The sequence below is a fragment of the Hydrogenophaga sp. H7 genome, assembly GCF_002025745.1.
GTDB classification, from domain to species: Bacteria; Pseudomonadota; Gammaproteobacteria; order Burkholderiales; family Burkholderiaceae_C; genus Hydrogenophaga; species Hydrogenophaga pseudoflava.
Genome location: NZ_MCIC01000001.1, coordinates 686771 through 709985 on the forward strand (window position 1 = coordinate 686771; position 23215 = coordinate 709985).

Annotated in this window: 23 protein-coding genes; 14 read left to right on the top strand and 9 right to left on the bottom strand. The window is 69.3% G+C overall.

What is annotated here, in order from left to right:
- Positions 1-2: 2 nt before the first annotated feature.
- A complete protein-coding gene (locus BC358_RS03355; RefSeq protein WP_079364649.1) occupies positions 3-665 on the bottom strand; it encodes a GntR family transcriptional regulator in 663 nt (220 codons plus the stop codon).
- A 35-nt stretch (positions 666-700) separates the two neighbouring features.
- Positions 701-2437: a thiamine pyrophosphate-binding protein gene (locus BC358_RS03360; protein ID WP_079364650.1), complete on the bottom strand. Its 1737-nt coding sequence runs from the start codon at positions 2435-2437 to the stop codon at positions 701-703.
- Between the two features lie 108 nt (positions 2438-2545).
- Between BC358_RS03360 and BC358_RS03365 the strand changes: the two genes are divergently transcribed.
- On the top strand, positions 2546-4099 hold the full coding sequence (locus BC358_RS03365; protein WP_079364651.1) for a class I adenylate-forming enzyme family protein: 1554 nt from the start codon (positions 2546-2548) through the stop codon (positions 4097-4099).
- On the opposite strand, the gene BC358_RS03370 is transcribed toward BC358_RS03365, so the two are convergent.
- The gene (locus tag BC358_RS03370) at positions 4078-5010 is read right to left on the bottom strand and encodes a LysR family transcriptional regulator (RefSeq protein WP_079364652.1); all 933 of its coding nucleotides are present in this window, start codon (positions 5008-5010) and stop codon (positions 4078-4080) included. The two genes, BC358_RS03365 and BC358_RS03370, sit on opposite strands and share 22 nt — an antisense overlap.
- A gap of 95 nt (positions 5011-5105) precedes the next feature.
- Between BC358_RS03370 and BC358_RS03375 the strand changes: the two genes are divergently transcribed.
- Entirely contained in the window at positions 5106-6116 is a 1011-nt protein-coding gene (locus BC358_RS03375) for a sodium-dependent bicarbonate transport family permease (protein ID WP_079364772.1), read from the top strand.
- A gap of 168 nt (positions 6117-6284) precedes the next feature.
- The gene (gene ompA / locus BC358_RS03380) at positions 6285-6938 is read left to right on the top strand and encodes an outer membrane protein OmpA (RefSeq protein ID WP_079364653.1); all 654 of its coding nucleotides are present in this window, start codon (positions 6285-6287) and stop codon (positions 6936-6938) included.
- Positions 6939-6965: 27 nt separating this feature from the next.
- Here ompA and BC358_RS03385 read toward each other — a convergent pair whose 3' ends face one another.
- The 3 genes from BC358_RS03385 to BC358_RS03395 all read right to left on the bottom strand — a co-directional run bounded on the left by BC358_RS03385 (position 6966) and on the right by BC358_RS03395 (position 10922).
- Positions 6966-9569: a PAS domain S-box protein gene (locus BC358_RS03385; RefSeq protein WP_079364654.1), complete on the bottom strand. Its 2604-nt coding sequence runs from the start codon at positions 9567-9569 to the stop codon at positions 6966-6968.
- 136 nt (positions 9570-9705) lie between these two features.
- Positions 9706-10626, bottom strand: a complete 921-nt coding sequence (locus BC358_RS03390; protein WP_079364655.1) for a ketopantoate reductase family protein — start codon at positions 10624-10626, stop codon at positions 9706-9708.
- 2 nt (positions 10627-10628) lie between these two features.
- On the bottom strand, positions 10629-10922 hold the full coding sequence (locus BC358_RS03395) for a hypothetical protein (protein ID WP_066156304.1): 294 nt from the start codon (positions 10920-10922) through the stop codon (positions 10629-10631).
- Positions 10923-11080: 158 nt separating this feature from the next.
- Here BC358_RS03395 and BC358_RS03400 point away from each other — a divergent pair, with 158 nt between their 5' ends.
- Genes BC358_RS03400 through BC358_RS03420 form a run of 5 tightly spaced genes read left to right on the top strand, consistent with a single transcriptional unit; the run spans position 11081 to position 16074 of the window.
- On the top strand, positions 11081-12373 hold the full coding sequence (locus BC358_RS03400) for a GTP cyclohydrolase II (RefSeq protein ID WP_066156307.1): 1293 nt from the start codon (positions 11081-11083) through the stop codon (positions 12371-12373).
- The gene (locus BC358_RS03405) at positions 12370-13581 is read left to right on the top strand and encodes a URC4/urg3 family protein (protein WP_079364656.1); all 1212 of its coding nucleotides are present in this window, start codon (positions 12370-12372) and stop codon (positions 13579-13581) included. Before BC358_RS03400 ends, BC358_RS03405 begins: the two co-directional genes overlap by 4 nt.
- A 36-nt stretch (positions 13582-13617) precedes the next feature.
- Positions 13618-14247: a uracil phosphoribosyltransferase gene (upp, locus tag BC358_RS03410; protein ID WP_066156312.1), complete on the top strand. Its 630-nt coding sequence runs from the start codon at positions 13618-13620 to the stop codon at positions 14245-14247.
- 56 nt (positions 14248-14303) lie between these two features.
- Positions 14304-14750: an HIT family protein gene (locus tag BC358_RS03415; protein WP_079364657.1), complete on the top strand. Its 447-nt coding sequence runs from the start codon at positions 14304-14306 to the stop codon at positions 14748-14750.
- A gap of 34 nt (positions 14751-14784) precedes the next feature.
- Positions 14785-16074: an amidohydrolase family protein gene (locus tag BC358_RS03420; RefSeq protein ID WP_079364658.1), complete on the top strand. Its 1290-nt coding sequence runs from the start codon at positions 14785-14787 to the stop codon at positions 16072-16074.
- On the opposite strand, the gene BC358_RS03425 is transcribed toward BC358_RS03420, so the two are convergent.
- From BC358_RS03425 to BC358_RS03435, 3 genes are all read right to left on the bottom strand, one after another.
- Positions 16046-16312: a DUF167 domain-containing protein gene (locus tag BC358_RS03425; protein WP_079364659.1), complete on the bottom strand. Its 267-nt coding sequence runs from the start codon at positions 16310-16312 to the stop codon at positions 16046-16048. The two genes, BC358_RS03420 and BC358_RS03425, sit on opposite strands and share 29 nt — an antisense overlap.
- Positions 16313-16320: 8 nt before the next feature.
- Positions 16321-16659, bottom strand: a complete 339-nt coding sequence (locus BC358_RS03430) for a zinc ribbon domain-containing protein YjdM (RefSeq protein WP_079364660.1) — start codon at positions 16657-16659, stop codon at positions 16321-16323.
- 105 nt (positions 16660-16764) lie between these two features.
- Positions 16765-17754: an AraC family transcriptional regulator gene (locus BC358_RS03435; protein WP_079364661.1), complete on the bottom strand. Its 990-nt coding sequence runs from the start codon at positions 17752-17754 to the stop codon at positions 16765-16767.
- Between the two features lie 112 nt (positions 17755-17866).
- On the opposite strand from BC358_RS03435, the gene BC358_RS03440 reads away from it, so the two are divergent.
- From BC358_RS03440 to BC358_RS03465, 6 genes are all read left to right on the top strand, one after another.
- Entirely contained in the window at positions 17867-18700 is an 834-nt protein-coding gene (locus tag BC358_RS03440; protein ID WP_179129999.1) for an SDR family oxidoreductase, read from the top strand.
- A gap of 184 nt (positions 18701-18884) precedes the next feature.
- Positions 18885-19781 carry a transporter substrate-binding domain-containing protein gene (locus BC358_RS03445; protein ID WP_079364663.1) on the top strand — a complete coding sequence of 299 codons (897 nt, stop codon included), beginning with the start codon at positions 18885-18887 and terminating at the stop codon, positions 19779-19781.
- 38 nt (positions 19782-19819) lie between these two features.
- On the top strand, positions 19820-20716 hold the full coding sequence (locus tag BC358_RS03450) for an amino acid ABC transporter substrate-binding protein (RefSeq protein WP_079364664.1): 897 nt from the start codon (positions 19820-19822) through the stop codon (positions 20714-20716).
- A gap of 47 nt (positions 20717-20763) precedes the next feature.
- Positions 20764-21663, top strand: a complete 900-nt coding sequence (locus BC358_RS03455) for an amino acid ABC transporter substrate-binding protein (RefSeq protein ID WP_079364665.1) — start codon at positions 20764-20766, stop codon at positions 21661-21663.
- Positions 21664-21797: 134 nt separating this feature from the next.
- Entirely contained in the window at positions 21798-22538 is a 741-nt protein-coding gene (locus tag BC358_RS03460) for an amino acid ABC transporter permease (RefSeq protein WP_079364666.1), read from the top strand.
- 1 nt (position 22539) lies between these two features.
- Positions 22540-23205 (top strand): amino acid ABC transporter permease, encoded by a 666-nt coding sequence (locus tag BC358_RS03465; protein ID WP_066156342.1) that lies wholly within the window; start codon positions 22540-22542, stop codon positions 23203-23205.
- Positions 23206-23215 lie beyond the last annotated feature (10 nt).

Consider the following 23215-nt stretch of genomic DNA (forward strand, 5'->3'; position numbering starts at 1 on the left):
CTTCAGTCTGCTTCCTGCCGCAGCCGCTCGATCATGAAATCGGCGGCGTCCAGAATGTGGCGGCGCGCCAGGCGTTCGGCGGTGTCGCCATCACCGGCTGCCACCGCGGCCAGCAGGGCTTCGTGCTGGTCCCAGATGTCGCGCGGCTTGTCGTCGCGCATCAGCACCTCGCCCATCACGCGCTGGGTCTGCGTCCAGTGCGTTTCCATCGAGGGGGCCACCAGCGGGTTGCCCGAGAGCGCGTAGATGACACCGTGGAAGGCCATGTCGGCGGCAATCATCTCGGTGTAGGACCCGCTGGCCACCGCCTGTCGGCCGGCGCGGATCAGCGCCGGCCCCTGCCGGGCCGCCGCCCTGGCGTTGCGCTCGGCGGCGTTCCGGAAGGCCAGGCCTTCGATGACGGCGCGCACCTCGTACATGTGGCGCACGTGGTCCAGGTCCAGCGGTGCCACCTGCAGGCCGCGGCCGGGCGCGTCGATCAGAACGCCCTCCTTGCGCAGCAGGGTCAGCGCCTGCTGCACCGGCTGGCGCGAAATGCCGAGCTGGTGCGCCAGCTGCTCCTGGATGATGCGTTCGCCATGGCGCAGCTGGCCCGAGGCAATGCTGGAGAGGATCGAACGGTGGACTTGTTCGACCAGGCTGGGCGCAGACTGCAGCGGCTTCATGGGCCCAATGGTAGTGGTCGCCGGACGCCTGGCTATCAGGCCCCTGCGCGCCAGCGCCGTTCGGCCTCGTCCCAGGCGCCCAGCGCCTGCAGGTCGGGCACCCAGGCCAGACCGCTCTTGGCGTCCGACGATGCCGCTTCGGGCGTGACCACGACGTCCAGCAAGGCCGGGCGGCCGGCGCGCAACTCGGCCAGGGCGCGGGCGATCGCGCCGTCCAGGTCCTCGGCCTTCTCCACCCGTTCCCCGTGCATGTGGAAGGCGCGCGCCATGGCGGCGTGGTCGGCGAACTGCAGGTGGGTGCCGACCACCTTGCCGTGCGTCTCCTGCTGGTCGCGCACCTCGATGGCCCAGGACCCGTTGTTGGCCACGACGATGAGCACCGGCGCCTTCTGCCGCACGGCGGTGTCGATCTCCATGGCGTTGAAGCCGAAGGCGCCGTCGCCGGTGGCCACCACCACGGTGCGGCCCGGGCAGGCCAGGCTGGCTGCGATGCCGAAGGGTGTGCCGACGCCGATGCAGCCCAGCGAGCCGGGGTCGAGATAGGTGCTGGCGGGCAGGCCGACGCGCGCGAACGAGAGGAAGTCGCCGCCGTCGGCCACCACGATGGCGTCAGGTGGCAGGGCCTGGCGCAGCGCAGCCAGCACGCGGTTGGGGTGCAGGCGGCCGTCGCGGCCGCTGGGCGCGTCCTTCATGGACTGCTCCAGCTTGGCCGAACGCTGGCGGTGCTGCTCGCGCAGGCCGGCCAGCCAGGCACCGTCGCTGGCGGGTGCGGTGGCGGGCGCGGCGTCCACGATGGCCTGCAGCGCCAGCCCGCAATCGCCCAGCACCTCGACCGCACCGCGCCGGTTGTCGCGCAGTTCGGCGGCGGTGTCGGCAATGCGCAGGAACCTGGCGTCGCCAAAGACGGCGGGGGAACCGAACGCGAGCTGGAAGTCCAGCCGGCGGCCGACGGTGATCACCAGGTCCGCCTGGCCCATGACCGCGCCGCGCATTGCAGCGACCACGCTGGGGTGGTCGTCGGGCACCAGGCCCTTGCTCTCGCCGGTGTCGAGGTAGGCCGCGCCGAACTTCTCCAGCAATGCACACAGGGCGGGGCCGGCGCCGCGCGCGCCGCGGCCCGAGATGAACAGCGGGCGTTTTGCTGCCCACAGCAGGTCCACCGCCGCCTGCACCGCCTGCGGGTGCGGCGGTGCGGGCAGGGCGGCGGGCGGTGCGAACACCTCGGGCAGCTGCATGCGCACCGCCACGTCGGCGCGCAGCGTGTCGATGGGAAAGTCGAGGTAGACCGGGCCGGGTTCGCCGCCTTCGCCCAGCGCACGGGCGGCGGCCTCGGCCAGTTCCTGCGGCACCAGGTCGGAGTGGCGCACGGTGCGGGCGTAGCGGGTGAGGCTGCGCACCAGTTCGGTGTGCACGATGTCCTGCAGCGCGCCGCGGTTTTCCTGCGGCGTGGGCGGCAGGCCCGAGAGCATCAGCACCGAGGCCTTGGCCACGTGGGCGTTGGCGATGCCGGTCATGGCATTGGTGACGCCCGGACCTGCGGTGACCAGGGCCACGCCGAGCCCGCCGGTGAGCTGCGCCTCGGCGTGCGCCATGTAGACGGCGGCGCGCTCGTCGCGCACGTCCACGAGGCGGATGCCCTCGGCGTCCAGCCGCATCCAGATCGGCATGATGTGCCCGCCGCAGAGGGCGTAGACGCGGCGCACGCCGCGCGCCTTGAGGAACCGTGCGATGACGGCGGCGGCGGACTGCTCGCCGATCGGGGGTGGGGCCATGTTTGTCTCCGGGGGGATTGACGAAATTGAATTCTGAATTCAGAGTTCAAATAAATCAAGCCAGGATTCACCCGGAATCGCCCCCAGCCATCACCCAGGAGACAGCCCATGGGCCCTTTGCTCACCATCGCCGACGCCGTGGCCACGCACGCCCGGCTCACCCCGGACAAGCTCGCGGTGCGCGACTCGCGGCGCCGACTGACCTATGCCGAGTGGGACGCGCGCGCCTCGCGGCTGGCGGCCGGCCTGCTGGGGCTGGGCCTGGCCCCGGGCGACCGCGTGGGCCTGATCGCGCACAACCGGCTGGAGTGGATGGAGATGTACGCTGGCATGGCGCGCGCCGGGCTGGTGGTGGTGCCGCTGAACTTCCGCCTGACCGGGCCGGAGATGGCCTACATCCTGGACCATGCCGAGGTGGGCGCGGTGATCGCGGGCCCCAACTTCTGCGCCACGCTGGACGGCATCCGCGGCGAACTGGCGGTGCCAGCCGACCGCTACGTGGTGCTGGGCGACGAGTCCCCCGCGGGCTGGACGGCCTACGAGGCGCTGCTGGCCGGCGCGCGCACGGACACGGTGTTTCCGTTGGTGGCGCCGGAGGACATGTGTGCGCTCATGTACACCTCGGGCACCACCGGCCGGCCCAAGGGCGCGATCCGTGCACACGCGGGCAGCACGCTGATCGCGCTGGCCACGGCGCTGGAAATGGGCTTCACCCGCGACGACACCGCGCTGCTGGTGATGCCGCTGTGCCACGCCAACTCGCTGTACTTCGGCACCACCTTCGTGCACCTGGGCGCGACCATCGTGATCGACGACCGGCCCAGCTTCGACGCCGAAGCGGTGCTGAAGACACTGGCACAGGACCGCGTGACCTTCACCTCGCTGGTGCCCACGCACTACATCATGATGATGGCCCTGCCCGACGCGGTGAAACAGGCCTGCGACCTGAGCGCCGTGGGCAAGCTGATGATCTCCTCGGCCCCGGCGCGGCCCGAGACCAAGCGCGGGATCATGAAGCTGTTTCCCAACGGCAAGCTCTACGAGCTGTACGGCTCGACCGAGGCCGGCTGGGTCACGCTGCTGCGGCCCGACGAGCAACTGAGCAAGCTCGGTTCGGTGGGGCGCGAATGGGCGGGCAGCGGGGCTATCCGGCTGCTCGACCACGAACGCAACGAGGTGCCGGACGGCGAGGTGGGCGAGCTGTTCTCGCGCACCGCCTATGTGTTCGACGGCTACTGGCGCAACCCCGAGAAGACCGCCGAGGCGATGGACGGCCACTGGTGTTCGGTGGGCGACATGGCGCGGCGCGACGAGCAGGGCTACATCTGGCTGGTGGACCGCAAGAGCAACATGATCATCAGCGGCGGCGAGAACGTGTACCCGTCGGAGGTGGAGGCCGTGATCGGTCAGCACCCGGCGGTGCGCGACGTGGCGGTGGTGGGCGTGCCGCACGACAAATGGGGCGAGACGCCGCTGGCGGTGGTGGTGCTGCACCAGGGGGCGGAGGCGACCGAGGCGGTGCTGCGCGACTGGTGCCGCGAAAGACTGGCGGGTTTCAAGTGCCCGTCGCGCATCGTCTTCGTTCAGGAGGACGAGATGCCGCGCACCGCCACCGGCAAGGTGCTGCACCGCATCCTGCGTCAGCGCTTCCTGCCCGCCTGAGGCTTCTCCGATCCGACCGCCCACTGCGCCGCGCTCCCCAGCAGGTGCTCACGGAACACCTGCGCGATGGGCGACAGCTGCTTGGCGCGCGGGTGCACCAAGTGCCACTGTGAGCGGATCGGAAACCCGCTGACCGGCAGCAGCACCAGGTCGCGGCCGATCTCCTCGGCCTTGAGCGCGTGGCGCGAGACGATGCCCACGCCCAGGTGGCCGGCCACGGCTTCCTTCAGCGCCTCGTTGCTGCCCAGCTCCAGCGTGAGCGCGGGTGCGAAGCCGGCCGCGGCGAAGTGCCGCTCGGTCGCCAGCCGGGTGCCCGAGCCGCGTTCGCGCAGGATGAAACGTTCACCCGCCAGCGACGGCAGCGCCACGCGCTGGCGCTGCGCGAGCGGGTGGCTGGCGGGCGCGATCAGGTGCAGCGGGTTGTCCAGGAACACCTGGTCCTGCAGGTCGATGTCGGCCGGTGGCTGGGACATGACGTAGAGGTCGTCGCGGTTCTCGCGCAGGCGCTGCACCACACCGTCGCGGTTGAGCACCTCCAGCGCGATGTCGATGCTCGGGTGCTGTTCGCAGAAGCCACCAAGCAGGCGCGGCACGAAGTACTTGGCGGTGCTGACCACGGCCACGCTCAGGCGCCCGCGGGTCAGGCCCTTCATGGCGCTGACCTGCTGGCCGAAACGTTCCCATTCGCCGGCGATGGCGCGCGCGCTCTGGGCCAGCTCGCGGCCCGCTTCGGTGAGAAAGACCTTGCGGCCGATCACCTCGTACAGCGGCAGGCCGATGGACTCGGTGACTTCGCGCAGCTGCATGGACGCGGTCGGCTGCGTCACGTGCAGGGCGCGCGCGGCGGCGCTGACGCTGCCGGTGTCGGCCAGCGCCAGGAACAGGCGCATCTGGCGGAAGGTGATGTTCATAGATTTTTATCTATGTTGTGGCGCACAAAAATCGATTTTACTTAATGCATGCCGGTCGCCACAATCCGCGCCCAACCAAGGAACATCCCATGAACCTGCACAACCTGGTCGATCCGGCCATCCTGTTTTTTGTGGTCGGCGTGCTGGCCGGCCTGGTCCGCTCGAACCTCGAAATCCCGCCGGCCATTTCCCGCTTTCTCTCGATGTACCTGCTCATGGCGCTCGGCCTCAAGGGCGGGTTCGCGCTTGCGGCCTCGGGCCTGAATGCGCAGGTGGTGGCGGGGCTGGGCATCGCCGTGGTGCTGGCGGTGGTGGTGCCGCTGATCGGCTACACGCTGCTGCGGCGCTGGGTCTCGGGCTTTGACGCGGCGGCGCTGGCCGCCACCTACGGCTCGGTCAGCGCGGTGACCTTCATCACCGCCACCGGCCACCTGGACAAGATCGGTCTGCCCTACGGCGGACACATGGCCGCGGCCATGGCGCTGATGGAGTCGCCCGCCATCGTGCTCGCGGTGCTGATAGCCAACCGCCTGCGCCAGCAGCAGACGGCGCCGGCCGGAGTCGTGCTGGGCGGCGGTGCGGCGGTGCTGGGCGGGCCCCCTGGGGGAGGCGTGTCCACCGACTGGCGCAAGCTGCTGCACGAATCTTTCACCGACGGCTCGCAGCTGCTGCTGATCGGCGCCATGGTGGTGGGCCTGATGACCGGCGAGGCCGGGCGCGAGGCCATGCAGCCCTTCTCGGGCGACCTGTTCAAGGGCATGCTGGCCTTCTTCCTGCTCGACATGGGCCTGATGGCCGCGCGCAACCTGCCGGGCCTGCGCGGGCGTTCGCCGGTGCTGCTGGCCTACGGCGTGCTGGCGCCGCTGCTGCACGCCTCGCTGGCCTGGGCCCTGGCGCGCACCGCCGGCCTGCCCGCGGGCGACACCGCGCTGCTGATGACGCTGGCGGCCAGCGCGTCCTACATCGCGGTGCCGGCGGTGGTGCGCTACGCGATACCGGAGGCCAACCCGTCGCTGTACTTCGGCCTGTCGCTGGGGCTGACCTTCCCGCTCAACCTGCTGCTGGGCATTCCGCTGTACACGCACCTGGCCATGACGCTGCCCTGAACGCAGGGGCGGGCCGCATGGCGTGTTGTCCTACACGCGCATGCGGCGCTTTCCGATGGGGCCCGAGGGGGCAAAAAACCAGAATGGCTTCACTCGGCAGGGAAGAGGACCGACCCGCCAGAGTCCTTCCAACCACGCTCCACGGAGCTTCGAGAAAAGGAACCCCTCATGAACAAGCGCAACCTCCCCCGCATGCTGCTGCTGGCCGCCACGGTCAGCCTGGCCTCTGCCGCCGGTGCCCAGACGGTCGACAACTGGACCAATGGCGACGGCTCGCTCGCCTGGCGCAACGGCACGAACGAGCTGTGCTGGCGCAACAGCAACTGGACGCCGGCCACCGCCCACCCGGACTGCGACGGCGCCATCAAGCCGCCGCCTCCGCCCGCCCCCGTGGCGCAGGCGCCTGTCCCGGCACCGGTGCCCGTGCCAGCACCCGCACCGGCGCCCGCTCCCGCGCCAGCCCCGGTGCAAGCGATGACGCTGCAAGCCGAGACCCTGTTCGATTTCGACAAGGCGGTGCTCAAGCCGGCCGGCAAGGCCGCGCTCGACGGCCTCGTGGCAGAGCTCTCGAAGGTGAACGTCGAAACCATCATCGCCGTGGGCCACACCGACGCCACCGGCACCGAGGCCTACAACCAGTCGCTGTCCGTGCGCCGCGTCGGCGCGGTCAAGGCCTACCTGGTGAGCAAGGGCGTGCCGAGCGAGCAGATCAAGACCGAAGGCCGCGGCGAGTCGCAGCCGGTGGCGTCCAACCAGACCCGCGAGGGCCGCGCCCAGAACCGCCGCGTGGAGATCGAGGTGGTGGGCACGCAGAAGCCCTGAGGACGGGAGCCGGGGCTGACCGTGTGGTCAGGCCTCGGCGCGCAGCGTGAAGCAGAAGCGCGCGCCCTGGCCGGGCGCCGCCTGCACCGTGATGCGGCCGCCGTGCCGGTCCACGATGCGGCGCACCGTGGCCAGGCCCACCCCGGTGCCCTGGAATTCGCTGGGGTGGTGCAGGCGCTGGAAGGGTTCGAACAGGTGGCCGGCCTTGGCCATGTCGAAGCCAGCGCCGTTGTCGCACACACAGAAGCCGCTCAGGCCATCGACCGTGTCCCTGCAGAAGCGGATGTGCGCCTGGGGTGTCCGGGCGCTGTACTTCCAGGCGTTGTCCAGCAGGTTGACCAGCAGGGCCTCGGCCAGGGCCGCGTCGCAGTCGGCCACGAGGCCGGGTTCCACCTCCACCACCACCTGGCGCGCCGGTTCGGCCGCGGCCAGCTCGGCCAGGCGCCGCGTGGCGATGGTCGACAGGTCGACGCGGGTGCGGTCCAGCGGCTTGTTGGTGTGGTGCGAGAGGGCCAGCAGGCCCTCGATGAGTTCGCCCATGCGGCGCGTGCCATCCTGGATGCGGAGCAGGTGCTGGCGCCCCTCGTCCCCCAGCAGACCCGCAAACTCGTCCATCAGGATCTGCACGAATCCGTTGACCGTTCGCAGCGGCGCGCGCAGGTCGTGGGTGACGGCGGCGGCGAAGGCGTTGAGCTCCCGGTTGGCTGCGCTCAGCTCGGCCGTGCGTTCGACGACGCGCTGCTCCAGTTCGGTGTTGAGGCGGCGGATTTCCTGCGTCGCGCGTTCGCGCTCGGTCAGGTCCTGCACATAGGACACGCGGCGCACGGGGCGGCCGTCGGCGTCGCGCAGCACCGTGAGGTCGATCAGCACCGGGAAGATGCGGCCATCGCGTGTGATGTGCTCGGTTTCGAAGACGATGTGGTCGTCCACATACGCCTGCTCCAGTGCGTCCCTCAGGCCGGGCAGGGCGCGCTCGGGGTACAGGCTGGCGACCGGCAGGCCGTTCAGCTCCCGGGCGGTGTAGCCCCGCTGCTGCGCGAAGGCCGGATTGGCCGAAATGAGGGTTTCGGTCCGCACATCGGAGATCAGCAGCCCGACTTCGCTGTGTTCAAAGGCCTCGGCCCACAGGCGCAGGCCGGCCTCGGCCTTGCGGCGTTCGGTCAGGTCCTGGAACGACACGAGCATGCCGTCGGGCAGGGCAATGCCGCCGGATTCGGCGATGCAGGTGCTGCCGTCATAGCAGCGCAACTCGTATTCGGCGGTGGGCAGCGCCATGGGCGTCTTGCCAACGTGTGGCAACGCGTTCCGCCAGCGTTCGCGGGCCGCTTCCCGGGCCGGCCCCTCCGGGAAGGCCTGCACGAACCACTGGTCCACATGGGGCACGTGGCGGATGTCGTAGCCGAGCAGCTGTGTGAAGCGGGCATTGAGCAACAGCACCTGGCCGTCCGAAGCCACAAAGGCCATCGCCACCGGCGCATGGTCGAACAGCATCTGGAAGCGCTCGCGGCTTTCGCCCAGCGCGTTCACCAGGCGGGCCATCGAGCGGGCGAAAACCGCCACCTCGCCGCCGCCTTCCACCTCCGGCAGGCTCACCAGAGGGCGGTTCACGTCCAGGTCGGCCACCGCCTGGCTCAGGCGCTCCATGGGGCGCAGCTTGCGGCCCATGGCCCACCAGGTGATCCAGGAGAACAGCAGCGCGGACACCAGGCCCACGGCCAGCGCCCGCCCGCCCAGGCGCCGTGCGTCGGCGAAGGCGGTGGCTTCGTCCAGCCGCACCAGCACCGTCCACCCCAGGCCGGGGTAGGGGTGGGTGCCCAGGGCCGGCGCGGCGGCGGTGAGGTAGCGCCGGCCGTCGGGCCAGGTCTCGATCGCGGTGCCCACCCGGCCGGCTTTCGAACCGGTGAACACCGTGAGCGACGACAGTTTGGTCGCGTCGCGGGCGGGCAGCGTGGGGCTGCCCACGATGACTTCGCCGTCCCGGTTGACCAGCAGCATCTCCAGCCCTGGCACGTCCAGCTGGTCCAGCAGCTGGTGGCGCAACTGGTAGGCCCAGTCCAGGCTGAGGTGGGTGGCGAGCACGCCGATGAACTGGCCCTGGCGGTCGAGCAGGGGCAGCGAAATGTCCATCAGCCGCAGCGGCAGCTCGTCCAGCTCGGGCGGGGGCAGCAGCTTGCCCAGCAGCACGGCGTCGTGGATGTCTTCCTGGTGCAGGCGCTGCCGGCCGCCGATGAACCACGAGCGCTGCGACACATCCGCGCCGTTGATGCGCGGTTCTGTGCTGGCCAGAATGCGGCCCTGCGTGTCGGTGATGCCGATCCAGGCGTAGAAGGGATAGATGGCTTTCTTGGTCAGGAGCAGGGCCTGCTTGTCCTGCGCCGCCCGTTGCGGGTCGCGCAGGCGCTCAAGGCTGGCAATGAAGCGCAGCTCGGTGGTGCGCGCGTGCATGTCCTGGTCGAGCTGCGAGGCCATGCGGGTGACCAGGATGCGCTGCAGCCGGAACTGGTCGGCTTCGATCTGCTGCCGCACCAGGTGCGTGGTGAGCAGCACATAGCCCACCGCGCCGGCCACGGCCAGGCCACCGATGAGCAGCACCAGCTGCAGCCGAAGACTGTTGCGCAGACCAGAAGACACGTTGATGCGGTGAGGGCGGAGGCTCCGCCGCGGTGATCGGAGAAGGGCTTGTAACCCGGGAGGGGCCGTTGTACAAGATCCTGCCCGGCGCTCCCCGAATGCCCTTGTCAGAATTGACGGTGCGCGATGGATGTCGTCAGCGGAGCGTGGCGGCTTCCACCAGTTTCACCACCGCCCACAGCACCCGGTTGGCGGGGGTGGGCACGCCCAGGGCCTCGCCGCGGCGCACGACGTGGCCGTTGAGGTGGTCGATCTCGCTGGGCTTGCCGCGCATCAGGTCCTGCGCGGTGGACGAATACTGGCTGGGCATGGTCTCGGCGATGCGGCGCACGGCGGCGTCCACGTCGCCGGGCAAGGTCACGCCGTCGGCTGCGGCCACCGCGCGGCACTCGGCCACCACGTCGCGCATGGTGTCCTTCACCCCGGGCTGCTGCACCAGTTCGCCATAGGCGATGCGCCCCACGGCCGAGAGGGCGTTGTAGGCGCAGTTGAGGATGAGCTTGGCCCAGAGCGCGCCGCGCACGTTGTCGCTGATCTCGGTGGGCACGCCTGCGGCGGCCAGCGCCTGTGCCACCCGTTCGCTGGCCGGTGAGGGTTCGATGACCAGTTCGCCGCGCCCGTGGTGGCGCAGGTGGCCGGGGCCGGCCATCTCGGTGGCCACATAGACCACGGCGGCGGCCACCTGCACGCCGGTCAGCACGGCGCGCAGGCGTTCGGCGTTGTCCACGCCGTTCTGCAGGCACAGCACCAGGGCACCGGGCTTCAGGTGCTCGCGCATCTGCGCGCCCGCCGTTTCCGTGTCGGGCGACTTGACCGCGAACAGCACCAGGTCGGCGCCGGCCACCGCCGATGCCTCGGTGCTGGCGTGCAGCTTCACCGTCTCGTCGAAGGCCAGGGTCTGCATGCGCAGGCCTTGCGCCTCGAACACCTGCACGTGCTGCGGCCGGCCGATGAGCGTGACGCGGTGGCCGGCGCGCGCGAGCATGCCGCCGTAGAAGCAGCCGACGGCACCGGCACCGAGCACGGCGACCTGGAGCGGTGCGGTCGGCGTGCTCATGGTCAGATCGCGAGCAGTTTGCAGATGGCCGCGATGTGGGCCGGCGTCGGCTTCTCGGGCGGCATCTCGTCCTCGGCCGCGCTGGCGTCTTCGTGCGCCTGGATGGCCGCGACCAGCGCGTACTGGTTGTCCCAGGTCAGGGTCTTGCCCTCGGGGCACATGTCGCGCAGGGTGCCGAACCAGTAGTAGCCGTCCTTGCCGCCAAAGAGCTGGTCGATGCCGGCCGCGTCGCCGGACTTGAGGCCGGCGCCGCTGAGGATGAGCTTGAGCTTGTGGTGGGAGACGGCGTAGTGCATGAAAGTGGCCAGAAAGAGGGGGAGGGCCGGGATTGTACGGAGGGCCGCCGGGTGGACGGCTGGCATCGGCCTTGCTACAACGGAAACGGGTGTCGGCAGCGGCCACCCGCCGCTGCCGCCGGTTCGCCCGCCACGGGCTTTCACCACAGGACCTGTCCATGTCCGCAGACGCTTCCCAGCCTTCCGGCGAGGCCCCGGCCTCGGCCCAGACGCCGCACCCGCGCCACATCCGGCTCACCTCGCACTCGGGCGGTTTCGGTGCCCTGCCGATCGTCTGGGGCGCGGCCACGGCGCGCGAGCGCGGCCCGGTGGTGGGCACCACCACCAACCGCGCGCACCGCAACGTCATCGGCACGCACAGCGGCAGCTACAGCGTCTACCGTGCGCTGGCGGTGGCGGCCGGCGCGCTCAAGCGCGAGCACAAGGCCGACCTGACCAACACCGCGCCCACCGACGTGATCGGCCCCTACCCGCAGTGGGCCGATCCGACCAAGATCGTCAGCCTGGACCCCTGGGGCGCCGAGGTGGCCGACGTGTACGCGCAGGAGCTGGCCGCGGGCTACGACATCCGCCCGACCATTGCCGTGACCAAGGCCCATGTGCTGCTGCCCGAAGTGATCGACGCCGTGCAGAAGGGGCGTCTGAAGCCGGATGGCCAGCTGCTGACCGCGGGCGGTGCGGCAGTGGTGACCAAGGTGGCGGTCGAGCCGGTGTGGTACCTGCCGGGTGTGGCGAAGCGCTTCGGCTGCAGCGAGGCGGATTTGCGCCGCGTGCTGTTCGAAGAAACCGGCGGCATGTACCCGGAGCTGGTCACGCGCTCCGACCTTGAAGTTTTCCTGCCGCCGATTGGCGGGCAGACGCTCTACATCTTCGGCCACCCGCGCGACCTGGCCAATCCCGCCGTCACGCTGACCGCGCGTGTGCACGACGAGTGCAATGGATCGGATGTGTTCGGCTCCGACATCTGCACCTGCCGGCCTTACCTGACGCACGCCATCGAAGAGTGCATCCAGGGCGCGCAGCGCGGCGGCGTGGGCCTGGTGGCCTATTCGCGCAAGGAGGGCCGGGCGCTGGGCGAGGTGACCAAGTTCCTCGTGTACAACGCGCGCAAGCGGCAGGTGGGCGGCGACACGGCCGACCAGTACTTCGCGCGCACCGAGTGCGTGGCCGGCGTGCAGGACATGCGCTTCCAGGAGCTCATGCCCGACGTGCTGCACTGGCTGGGCATCACCAAGATCCACCGGCTGGTGTCGATGAGCAACATGAAGTACGACGCCATCACCGGCTCGGGCATCGAGGTGGGCGAGCGCGTCAACATCCCGGACGAGCTGATCCCCGCCGACGCGCGCGTGGAGATGGACGCCAAGATGGCGGCCGGCTACTTCACGCCGGGTGTGGTGCCCGACGCCGAGGAGCTGAAGAAGGCCAAGGGCCGGGGACTGGGGGCATGAGCGCCGCCCGCCTGCTGCGGTCGACGACGGCCGTCCGCACCCGCGCGCGCCAGCTGCTGGCCCGCGCGCGTGAAGGCGCCTCCGAGTACTTTGTGGTGAGCGGCACTGCGCTGGCCGGCGCTGCGCGCACCGTGGCCCAACTCACGCGCGAGCGCTACCCCGACGGCCGCATCCCGTACCACAGCCGCTGGCGCCATTTCGAGGCCGGTGGCGTGGACCGGCGTGCCCTGCTGGACGCCGCGCTGGGCGACGTGGAAGCGGCCACGCGGGCGCGTGCGCAGATCGATCTGGTGGTGGTGAGCGTGCTGCTGGACGCGGGCGCGGGCGCCGACTGGTCGTACCGGGAAGCCGCCAGCGGCCAGCGCTTCGCGCGCTCCGAAGGCCTGGGCGTGGCGAGCTTCCATGCCTTCCTGGCCGGCCTGTTCTCCAGCGACCCGCAGCGGCCGCTGCGGGTGGACGCGGCCGGTCTGAGCGCCGTGACGGCCGACCGGCTGGCCACCGCCTTCCAGGTGGGCGGTGGCAACCCGCTGGTGGGACTGGAGGGGCGCGCCGCGCTGTTGCGCCGGCTGGGCGAGGCGCTGGCCGCGCAGCCGGCGGTGTTCGGTGCCCAGGGCCGGCCCGGTGGCCTGTTCGATGCACTGACCGCGCAGGGCGGTGGCGCGGTGGCCGCGCACGACATCCTGGTGCTGCTGCTGGACACGCTGTCCGGCATCTGGCCAGCGCAGAACACCATCGATGGCGAACCGCTGGGCGACTGCTGGCGCCACCCGGCCGTGGTGGGCGAAGGGCTGACCGCGGGCTGGATGCCCTTCCACAAACTGTCTCAGTGGCTGACCTACTCGCTGCTCGAACCCTTTGAATGGGCGGGCGTGCGCGTGACCGGCCTGGACGCCCTGACGGGGCTGCCCGAATACCGCAACGGCGGCCTGCTGATCGACGCTGGCGTGCTGCGCCCGCTGCCGCCCGACTGGGCCACGCGCGACTGGCAGGCGGGCGATACCTTCATCGTCGAATGGCGCGCGCTCACCGTGGCGCTGCTGGACGAACTGGCGCCGCTGGTGCGCGCCGAGCTGGATCTGAGCGAGCAGCAGATGCCCCTGGCCTGCGTGCTCGAAGGCGGCACCTGGGCCGCCGGCCGCCTGCTCGCGCAGCGCCAGCGCGGTGGGCTGCCGCCGCTGAACATCGTCAGCGACGGCACGGTTTTCTGACCCTTTCTTTCCATCACCACAACAAAGGCCTCCACCATGAGCAACGTCCACGTCGTGAACCACCCGCTGGTGCAGCACAAGCTCACGCTCATGCGCAGCAAGACCGCCAGCACCAACAGCTTCCGCCGCCTGCTCAACGAGCTGTCCATGCTCATGACCTACGAGGTCACGCGCGACATGCCCATGCAGGACCTGGTAGTGGAAACGCCGCTGGAGACCATGACGGGTCAGGTCATCGACGGCAAGAAGCTGGTCTTCGTGTCCATCCTGCGCGCGGGCAACGGCATCCTGGACGGCATGCTCAGCGTGGTGCCGGGTGCGCGCGTGGGCCACATCGGCCTCTACCGCGACCCCAAGACCCTGACCGCGGTGGAGTACTACTTCAAGATGCCGCCCGAGATGCACGAGCGCGACGCCATCGTGGTGGACCCGATGCTGGCCACCGGCCACTCCGCCATCGCCGCCATCGACCGCCTCAAGGAATGCAACCCGAAGTCCATCAAGTTCGTCTGCCTGCTGACCTGCCCGGAAGGCCTGGCCGCGATGGAGAAAGCCCACCCGGACGTGCCCATCTACACCGCGGCCATCGACCGCCAGCTCAACGATCACGGCTACATCCTGCCGGGCCTGGGCGACGCCGGCGACCGCATCTTCGGCACGCAGTGAGCGCGGCGCCGAGGGGCCGGCTGCTACCATGACTGCGACCCTTGAGGAGCCTGTACATGCCCATGTTCATCGACACCTCGCCACCCGGCCAGTGCATTTTTTGTCGGCTGGTCAGTGGCGACATTCCTTCGGCCAAGGTGTACGAAGACGCGCTGACCATCGCCTTCATGGACCTGGGCCAGGTCAATCCCGGCCATGTGCTGGTGGCAACCCGTCGCCACGCCGCGACCCTGCTGGACATCACCGCCGAAGAAGCCGCCGCCGTGATGCAGACGGCGCAGCGCGTGGCGCGGGCCGTTCAGGCGGTGTTCGATCCGCCGGGCCTCACCCTGCTGCAGGCCAATGGCCGCGAAGGCGACCAGACCGTGTTCCATTTCCACCTGCACTTGGTGCCGCGCCATGGCGGCGATGGCATCGCTCTGAGCTGGCCGCGCAAGGAGCCGGGCGCCGAGGTGCTGCACGGGTATGCCGAGCGGCTTCGGGCCGTGCTCGTGACGCCATGAGCGCCTGGTCGCCCACGGCCGGACGGACGTCGCCATGCTCGACCTGCTGATCACCCGCGCCACCCTGCCCGACGGCCGCACCGGCATGTCGGTCGCGGTGCAGGACGGCCGCATCGTGGCGGTGACCGAGGGCTTGCAGGCGCCCGCGCACGAAACCGTGGACGCCGCCGGCCAGCTGCTGAGCCCGCCGTTCTGCGACCCGCACTTCCACATGGACGCGACGCTGAGCCATGGCCTGCCGCGCGTGAACCAGAGCGGCACCCTGCTCGAAGGCATCGCGCTCTGGGGCGAACTCAAGCCGCTGCTGACCGAAGAGGCGCTGGTCGAGCGCGCGCTCGCTTACTGCGACTGGGCGGTGGCCAAAGGCCTGCTGGCCATCCGCAGCCATGTGGACACCAGCGACCCCAGCCTGCTGCCGGTGCGCGCGATGCTCGAAGTGAAATCGCGCGTCGCGCCCTACCTGGACCTGCAGTTGGTCGCCTTCCCGCAGGACGGCGTGCTGCGAACGAAGGGCGGTCTGGACAACCTGACGCGCGCCCTGAATCTGGGTGTGGACGTGGTCGGTGGCATCCCGCACTTCGAGCGCACTTCTGAACAGGGGGCGCAAAGCGTGAAGCTGCTGTGCGAACTCGCCGCCGAACGCGGCCTGCCGGTGGACATGCACTGCGACGAGAGCGACGACCCGCTCTCGCGCCACATCGAGACGCTGGCGTACGAAACACAGCGTCTGGGCCTGCAGGGGCGCGTCAACGGCTCCCACCTGACGTCCATGCACAGCATGGACAACTACTACGTGAGCAAGCTGATCCCGCTCATCGCCGAGGCCGGTGTGAGCGCGGTGGCCAACCCGCTGATCAACATCACGCTGCAGGGCCGCCACGACACGTACCCGAAGCGCCGCGGCATGACCCGCGTGCCCGAGCTGATGGCGGCCGGCGTGACGGTGGCCTTCGGTCACGACTGCGTGATGGACCCCTGGTACTCGCTGGGCAGCGGCGACATGCTGGAGGTGGCCCACATGGGCCTGCACGTGGCGCAGATGACCAGCCAGGCCGGCATGCGCCAGTGCTTCGATGCGGTGACGGTGAACGCGGCGCAGGTGATGGGGCTGGCGGGTTATGGCATCGAGAAGGGCCGGGACGCGAGCTTCGTGCTGCTGCAGGCGCGCGACCCGGTGGAGGCGATCCGCCTGCGCGCGACGCGTCTGAAGGTGTGGCGCCAAGGGAAGCTGCTGGCGCAGACCGCGCCCACCGAAGCGCAGCTATCGCTGCCCGGCCGGCCGGGCAGCACCGCGTTCATGCCGCCGCGAGCAGCCGGCGGCTGAGTTCCGCGTCGTCCACGCCGGCCACCTCGACCCGCTTGGTGCGGCCCGACGCGCCGAGCTCGATGCTGATGGCCGACTTGGGCACGCCGAACACGTCGGAGAGAAAGCCGATCAGCGCCTTGTTGGCCGCGCCATCGACCGGCGGCGCCTTGAGCTGGATCTTGGGTTTGCCGTCGTGCAGGCCGACGCACTGGGTCTGCTTGGCACCGGGCTGGCAGTAGACGACGATGCGGCCCATGGGGGAAATCAGCTCTTCTTCACGAACTCGGACTTGAGCTGCATCGCGCCGAAGCCCTCGATCTTGCAGTCGATGTCGTGGTCGCCCTCGACCAGGCGGATGTTCTTGACCTTGGTGCCGACCTTGATGACCGCCGACGAGCCCTTGAGCTTGAGGTCTTTGACCAGTGTCACGCTGTCGCCATCGGCCAGCAGGTTGCCGAACGCGTCCTTCCAGACTTTGGCCGCTTCGGCCGGTTCGTCACCGCCGGACTTGCCCCACTCGTGGGCGCATTCGGGGCAGATGTAGAGATCGCCGTCCTCGTAGGTGAACTCGGACTGGCATTTCGGGCAGCGGGGCAGGGCCATGGTGTGTGGGATTCGGAGAGCGCTGGAGCGCAGAGGCCGACACTGTACCCCTCACGGTGTTCGGTGCCCCGGCGCGAACTCCCCGACCTCGCCCCGCCGCTGAACTCAGGAGGCCTCCTGGATGCGCCATGCGGTCTGCCGGTCCGACGCGTCCTGCTCGCGGAACTGGCGCGGCGACTGGCCGGTGGTGCGTTTGAACACCTTGGAGAAACCGAAGGCGTCCTGGTAGCCCACGGCCTGCGCCACCTGCTCCAGCGTCTGCCGCGTCTCGGCCAGCAGCTGCATGGCCTTCTGCATGCGCAGCGTGCGCAGGTGGTTCAGCGGCGTGTCGCCCATGGCGCTGCGAAAGCGCTCGGCCAGCGCCGAACGCGACAGGCCCACCTGCTGGCCCAGCTCGTCCAGCGTCCAGCCGTGGCCCAGGTTGCCGTGCATGAGGGTGAGCACCTGGCGGATCGGCCGGTCGGCGATGGCGTGGTGCCAGCCCGGTGTGCCGGGGTTCTCGCGGGCGGCGATCTCGCGCAGTGCGAAGGCGAACAGGGCGTCCAAGAGGCCGTGCGTGGCCGAGGTCGCGCCCAGCGCCTGGTCGCCCAGCTCGCGGTCCAGCAGACCAAGCGTCAGCGGCACCGCCGACAGCTGGGGCAGGCTGTGGCCGCGCACCACAAACCAGGGCGGCAGGCTGCGCAGGAAGGGGTGCAGCGGGTCGTGCCAGAGCTGGTAGGCGGCGCTGATGACCTGGGTGGGCGCGGCCGGGTCGCGGGCGGGCGGGCTGTCGTGCAAGCGGTCATGGTCGCTCTCGGCCAGGTCGCTGCCCACGAAGCGCGCGATCGGCACCGTGGTGCTGCGGGCGGGCGGCTCGCGGTCCAGCGAGAGCAGGTGCACGCAGCCGCGCGCCATCAGCACCAGGTCGCCGGCCTGCAGTTCCAGTGGTCCGTCCAGGTTGGGCGCGTGCACGAAGGCGCGGCCGCGCGTGACCGCGTGCAGGCCGAAGCTGCGTTCGCAGGGGAAACGCAGCGCCGCCTCGGGCGTGAGCCCGTGCAGGTCGAGCAGGCGCCGCCGCAACCCGGCGACATGGAGGATGTCGGAGAGTATGTCCATGGAGCGGTATTTTATGGACGATTAGACATGAATGTTGGAATTTCATGCATTCCAGTTCTGGCTCATCGGAAACACACTGGAGGCCTTCGCAACACACCACAGGAGATTTCCCATGACCACCACCCTCGTGACCGGCGCCAGCGGCCAGATCGGTTCCACCCTTGTTGACCTGCTGTCGGCCCAGGGCCAGACCGTGCGCCGCGCCACCAGCCGCGCGCCCTCCCAACCCGGCGAGGTGCAGGTCAACCTCGCCACCGGCGAAGGCCTGGCGGCCGCGCTGGCCGGCGTGGACCAGCTGTTCCTGATGGCGCCGCCCGGCTACGCCAACCAGCACGAGCTGCTGATCCCCGCCATCGACGCGGCCAAGGCCGCCGGCGTGCGCAAGGTGCTGCTGCTGTCTGCGATGGGTGCGAATGCCGACGACAGCATTCCGCTGCGCCGTGCCGAGCTGCACCTGGAGCGTTCGGGCCTGGCCTGGAACGTGATCCGCCCCAACTGGTTCATGCAGAACTTCCACACCTTCTGGCTGCACGGCATCCAGACCGAAGGCCAGATCTTCCTGCCGGTGGGCGCCGCCAAGGGCAGCTTCATCGACACGCGCGACATCGCCGCCGTGGCCGCGAAGCTGCTGTCGTCGGACGAGTTCGTCAACGCCGCGCACGACCTCACCGGCAGCGAAGCGCTGGACCACAACCAGGTGGCGGCCATCCTGTCCAAAACGGCGGGCCGGACCATCGGCTACACCGACATCCCGGAAGACGCGATGCGCCAGGGCCTGCTGGGCGCGGGCCTGCCGGCCGACTACGCCGAGTTCCTGCTAGTGATCCTGGGCGCCTTCAAGGCCGGATTTGCCGAGCGCACCACCGACGGCGTGCAGCGCATCACCGGGCGCGCGCCGATCCGCTTCGAGCAGTACGCGCAGGACTTCAAGGCGCACTGGGCCTGAAGGACCTGCGTCTGAAGGCCGGGGGTCGGAAATCCGTCTGCCGTCCGCTGGCGGCGGTCGGATTTCCGTTCGCGCCCCGGCCCTGAAGACCGGTTTCAGGGCCACAAACCCGGTCTGGAGGGGCGGAACCGAGGGTTTACACCGACTGGCACGTCCCTTGCGCCATGGGCGGCACACTGCGCCCATGAAACCCCTTCGCCACCTCCCCCTTCTGCTGCTCCTGCCACTGGCCCTGACCGCGCGGGCCGAGCCCTCAGGCCTGCCGACGCTGGAGAAGATTTCGCGCACGGCCACCATCAGCCTGGGCCACCGCGAGTCCTCGGTGCCCTTCTCCTACTACGACAGCAAGCGCCAGGTGGTGGGCTATTCGCACGACCTGATGCTGGCGGCGGTCGAGCGCATCCGCCGTGAACTCAAGCTGCCCGCGCTGGCGGTCAAGCTGGTGCCGGTGACCTCGCAGAACCGGATTCCGCTGGTGCAGAACGGCTCGGTCGATCTGGAGTGCGGCTCCACCACCCACAACCGCGAACGCGCGCGCCAGGTGGCGTTCTCGGTGTCCATCTTCGTGACCAGCTCGCGCCTGCTCACGCGCCATGGCTCGGGCATCGAGGAGCTGGCCGACCTCAAGGGCCGCCGCGTGGCGGTGACCGCTGGCACCACCAGCGAGCGCTCGCTGCTGCTGCACGCCGAGGCCACCGGCACCCGCTTCGACATCCTCAAGGTCAAGGACCACGGCGACGGTTTCAACAGCGTGCAGGATGGCCGTGCGGCGGCCTTCCTGATGGACGAGGCCATGCTCTACGGCCTGCGCGCCAAGGCCGACCGGCCCGGCGACTGGCGCGTGGTCGGCCAGCCGATGGCGGCCGAGGTCTATGCCTGCATGCTGCGCAAGGACGACCCGCGCTTCAAGGCGCTGGTGGACCGCAGCCTGACCGAGCTGATGCAGTCGGGCGAGGCGCTGAAGATCTACCGCCGCTGGTTCCAGTCGCCGATTCCGCCCAGGGGGCTCAACCTCAACTGGCCCGCGCCCGAGGCGCTGCTGGAGCTGTACCGGTCGCCCAACGACCGGCCGCTGGGCTGAGCCGTCCATTCCTCCACCCTTCCACCAACAACACCGCCATGCCACTCACCCGGTCCCTCGCCCGTTGTGCGCTCGCCTTGCTGGCCGCCGCGCTGGTCCAGCCGTCGATGGCCGGCCCGGTGCTGGACCGCATCAAATCCAGCGGCACTGTGGTGATCGCCCACCGCGAATCGTCGGTGCCGTTCTCCTTTGTCGACCCGGACGGCAAGCCGGTGGGTTACGCGGTGGACCTGTGCCTGAAGCTGGTGGACGCGCTGCGCCGCCAGATGGCCGCGCCCGATCTGAAACCCCGCTTCGTGATGGTGACGCCGGCCAACCGCATCGCCATGATCGAAGAGGGCAAGGCCGACCTGGAATGCGGCTCGACCACCAACAACGCCGAGCGCCGGCAGAAGGTGGCTTTCACCGTGCCGCACTACATCGCCGGGGCGCGCTACCTCGTGCGGGCCGACAGCCCGGTGGACGTGATCCGCGACTTCAAGGGCCGCACCGTGGTCTCGACCAAGGGCACCACGCCGCTCAAGGCAGTGACGCAGGCCAACAACGAGTACCAGCTCGGCATCCGCGTGGTGGAAGCGCCGGACCATGCGCGCGCGGTCGACATGGTGGCCGCCGCCGAGGCCGACGGCTTCGCGATGGACGACGTGCTGCTCTACGGCCTGGTGGCCGGGCGGCCCGATCCCGGCAAGTTCAAGGTGGTGGGCAAGTTCCTGACCATCGAGCCCCTGGCCATCATGTTCTCGCGCGACGACGCCGAGTTCAAGAAGCTGGTCGACGACGAGATGAAGCGCCTGATCCAGACGCGCGAGGCCCATGTGGTCTACGAGCGCTGGTTCCAGAAGCCCATCCCGCCGGCCAACCGCAGCCTCAACCTGCCCATGAACTACCTGCTCAAGGACTTCTGGAAGTACCCCACCGACCAGGTGCCGGGCTGATCTCCAGCAGCGATTTCCGTTTCCCCAACCCACTCGAAGGAGTAACCATGAAGAAGACCCTGTTGGCCGTGGCCGCCGTGCTCGCCGCCTCGACCGCAATGGCCCAGACCGCCGACACGCTCAAGAAGATCAAGGACAGCGGCAGCATCACCCTGGGGGTGCGCGAGTCCTCCGGCCTGTCCTACACCATCGGCAACGGCAAGTTCGTGGGCTTCCACACCGAGATGGCCGAGCGCGTGATCGCCGACCTGCAGAAGCAGCTGGGCCTGGCCAAGCTGGAAGTGAAGTACCAGCCGGTGACCTCGCAGAACCGCATCCCCCTGGTGCAGAACGGCACCGTCGACCTGGAGTGCGGCTCCACCACCAACAACGCGGCCCGCCAGAAGGACGTGTCCTTCGCCGTGACCACCTACGTGGAAGAAGTGCGCATCGCCGTCAAGGCCAACTCGGGCATCAACTCCATCGCCCAGCTCAGCGGCAAGAAGGTCGCCACCACCACCGGCACCACCTCGGTCCAGACCCTGCGCAAGCACGAGCGTGCGACCAACGTGAACTTCGAAGAGGTGTTCGGCAAGGACCACGCCGACAGCTTCCTGCTGCTCGAATCCGGCCGCGCCGACGCCTTCGTGATGGACGGCTCCATTCTGGCCGCCAACATCGCCAAGTCCAAGAACCCGGCCGACTACAAGATCGTCGGCGAGGTGCTGTCGGTCGAGCCCATCGCCTGCATGCTGCGCAAGGACGACGCCGCCTTCAAGAAGGCCGTGGACGACTCCATCAAGAACCAGATCAAGGACGGCTCGCTGGCCAAGCTGTACGACAAGTGGTTCATGCAGCCGATCCCGCCGGCCAACGCCAAGATCGGCCTGCCGCTGTCGGAAGCCACCAAGGCGGCCTGGGCCACCCCCAATGACAAGCCGATGGAAGACTACGCTGTCAAGAAGTAAGGCCCCCACGCTTCGCCGCTGCGCGGGTCGCTGCCCCCCGAGGGGGCTGACCCGGCTTGGGGCGGCCCGGCGCCGGGTCGGTCACTCTCCGGCGTCGGGTTTGTTTTTTCTTCTGTTGAACCTGGGGATTCACCATGGCTACATGGGATTGGCAGGTGTTCTGCAAGGACACCATCGACGGTGAGGTCCGTCCGCGCTGCTTCGGCGAGGGTGGCGACATCACCTACCTGGACTGGCTGCTCTCGGCCTGGGGCTGGACGCTCTCCGTCGCCCTGTTGGCGCTGGTGGTCGCGCTCGTGGTCGGTTCGGTCATGGGCATCTTCCGCACCACGCCCAGCAAGGCGCTGGTGGCCATCGGCAACGCCTGGACCGAGCTGTTCCGCAACATCCCGCTGCTGGTGCAGGTGTTCCTCTGGTACCACGTGCTGCCGGCGCTGGTGCCCGCGCTCAAGAACTTTCCCAGCTTCATCCTGGTGGTGTTCGCGCTGGGCTTCTTCACCTCGGCGCGCATCGCCGAGCAGGTGCGCGCCGGCATCCAGAGCCTGCCCAAGGGCCAGCGCTACGCGGGCCTCGCCATGGGCCTGACGCTGACCCAGACCTACCGCTACGTGCTGCTGCCGATGGCGTTCCGCATCGTCATTCCGCCGCTGACCAGCGAGAGCATGAACATCATCAAGAACTCGTCGGTGGCCTTCGCGGTGTCGATTGCCGAGCTGACCATGTTCGCCATGCAGGCGCAGGAAGAAACCTCGCGCGGCATCGAGGTCTACCTCGCCGTCACCGGCCTGTACTTCATCTCCGCCTTCGTCATCAACCGCATCGCCCTGTTCATCGAACACCGGGTGCAGGTGCCCGGCATGATCGGAGGTCACTGACATGAACCTCGACTTCTCATTCCTGAACTGGGACGTGCTCACGGGCTTCGTGCTCAAGGGCCTGATCTTCTCGGTGCAGCTGACCCTGGTGGCCATGATCGGTGGCATCGCGCTGGGCACGGTGCTCGCGCTGATGCGCCTGTCGGGCAAGAAGTGGCTGGTGATGCCGGCCGCGTTCTACGTCAACACCCTGCGCTCCATCCCGCTGGTGATGGTGATCCTGTGGTTCTTCCTGCTGATCCCGCTGATGATCGGCCAGCCAATGGGCGCCGAGCTCTCGGCCATCATCACCTTCACGGTGTTCGAGGCGGCCTACTACTCGGAGATCATGCGCGCGGGCATCCAGAGCGTGCCCAAGGGCCAGGTCAACGCCGGCTACGCCGTGGGCATGACCTATGGGCAGACCATGCAGCTGATCGTGCTGCCGCAGGCCTTCCGCAACATGCTGCCGGTGCTGATGACGCAGACCATCATCCTGTTCCAAGACACCAGTCTGGTCTACGCCATCGGCGCCTACGACCTGCTCAAGGGCTTCGAGGTGGCGGGCAAAAACTTCAACCGCCCGGTCGAGACCTACCTGGTCGCCGCCGTCGTCTATTTCGTCATTTGTTTCTCGCTGTCGATGCTGGTGCGTCGCCTGCAGAAGAAGATCGCCATCATTCGCTGAGCGGCTGGAG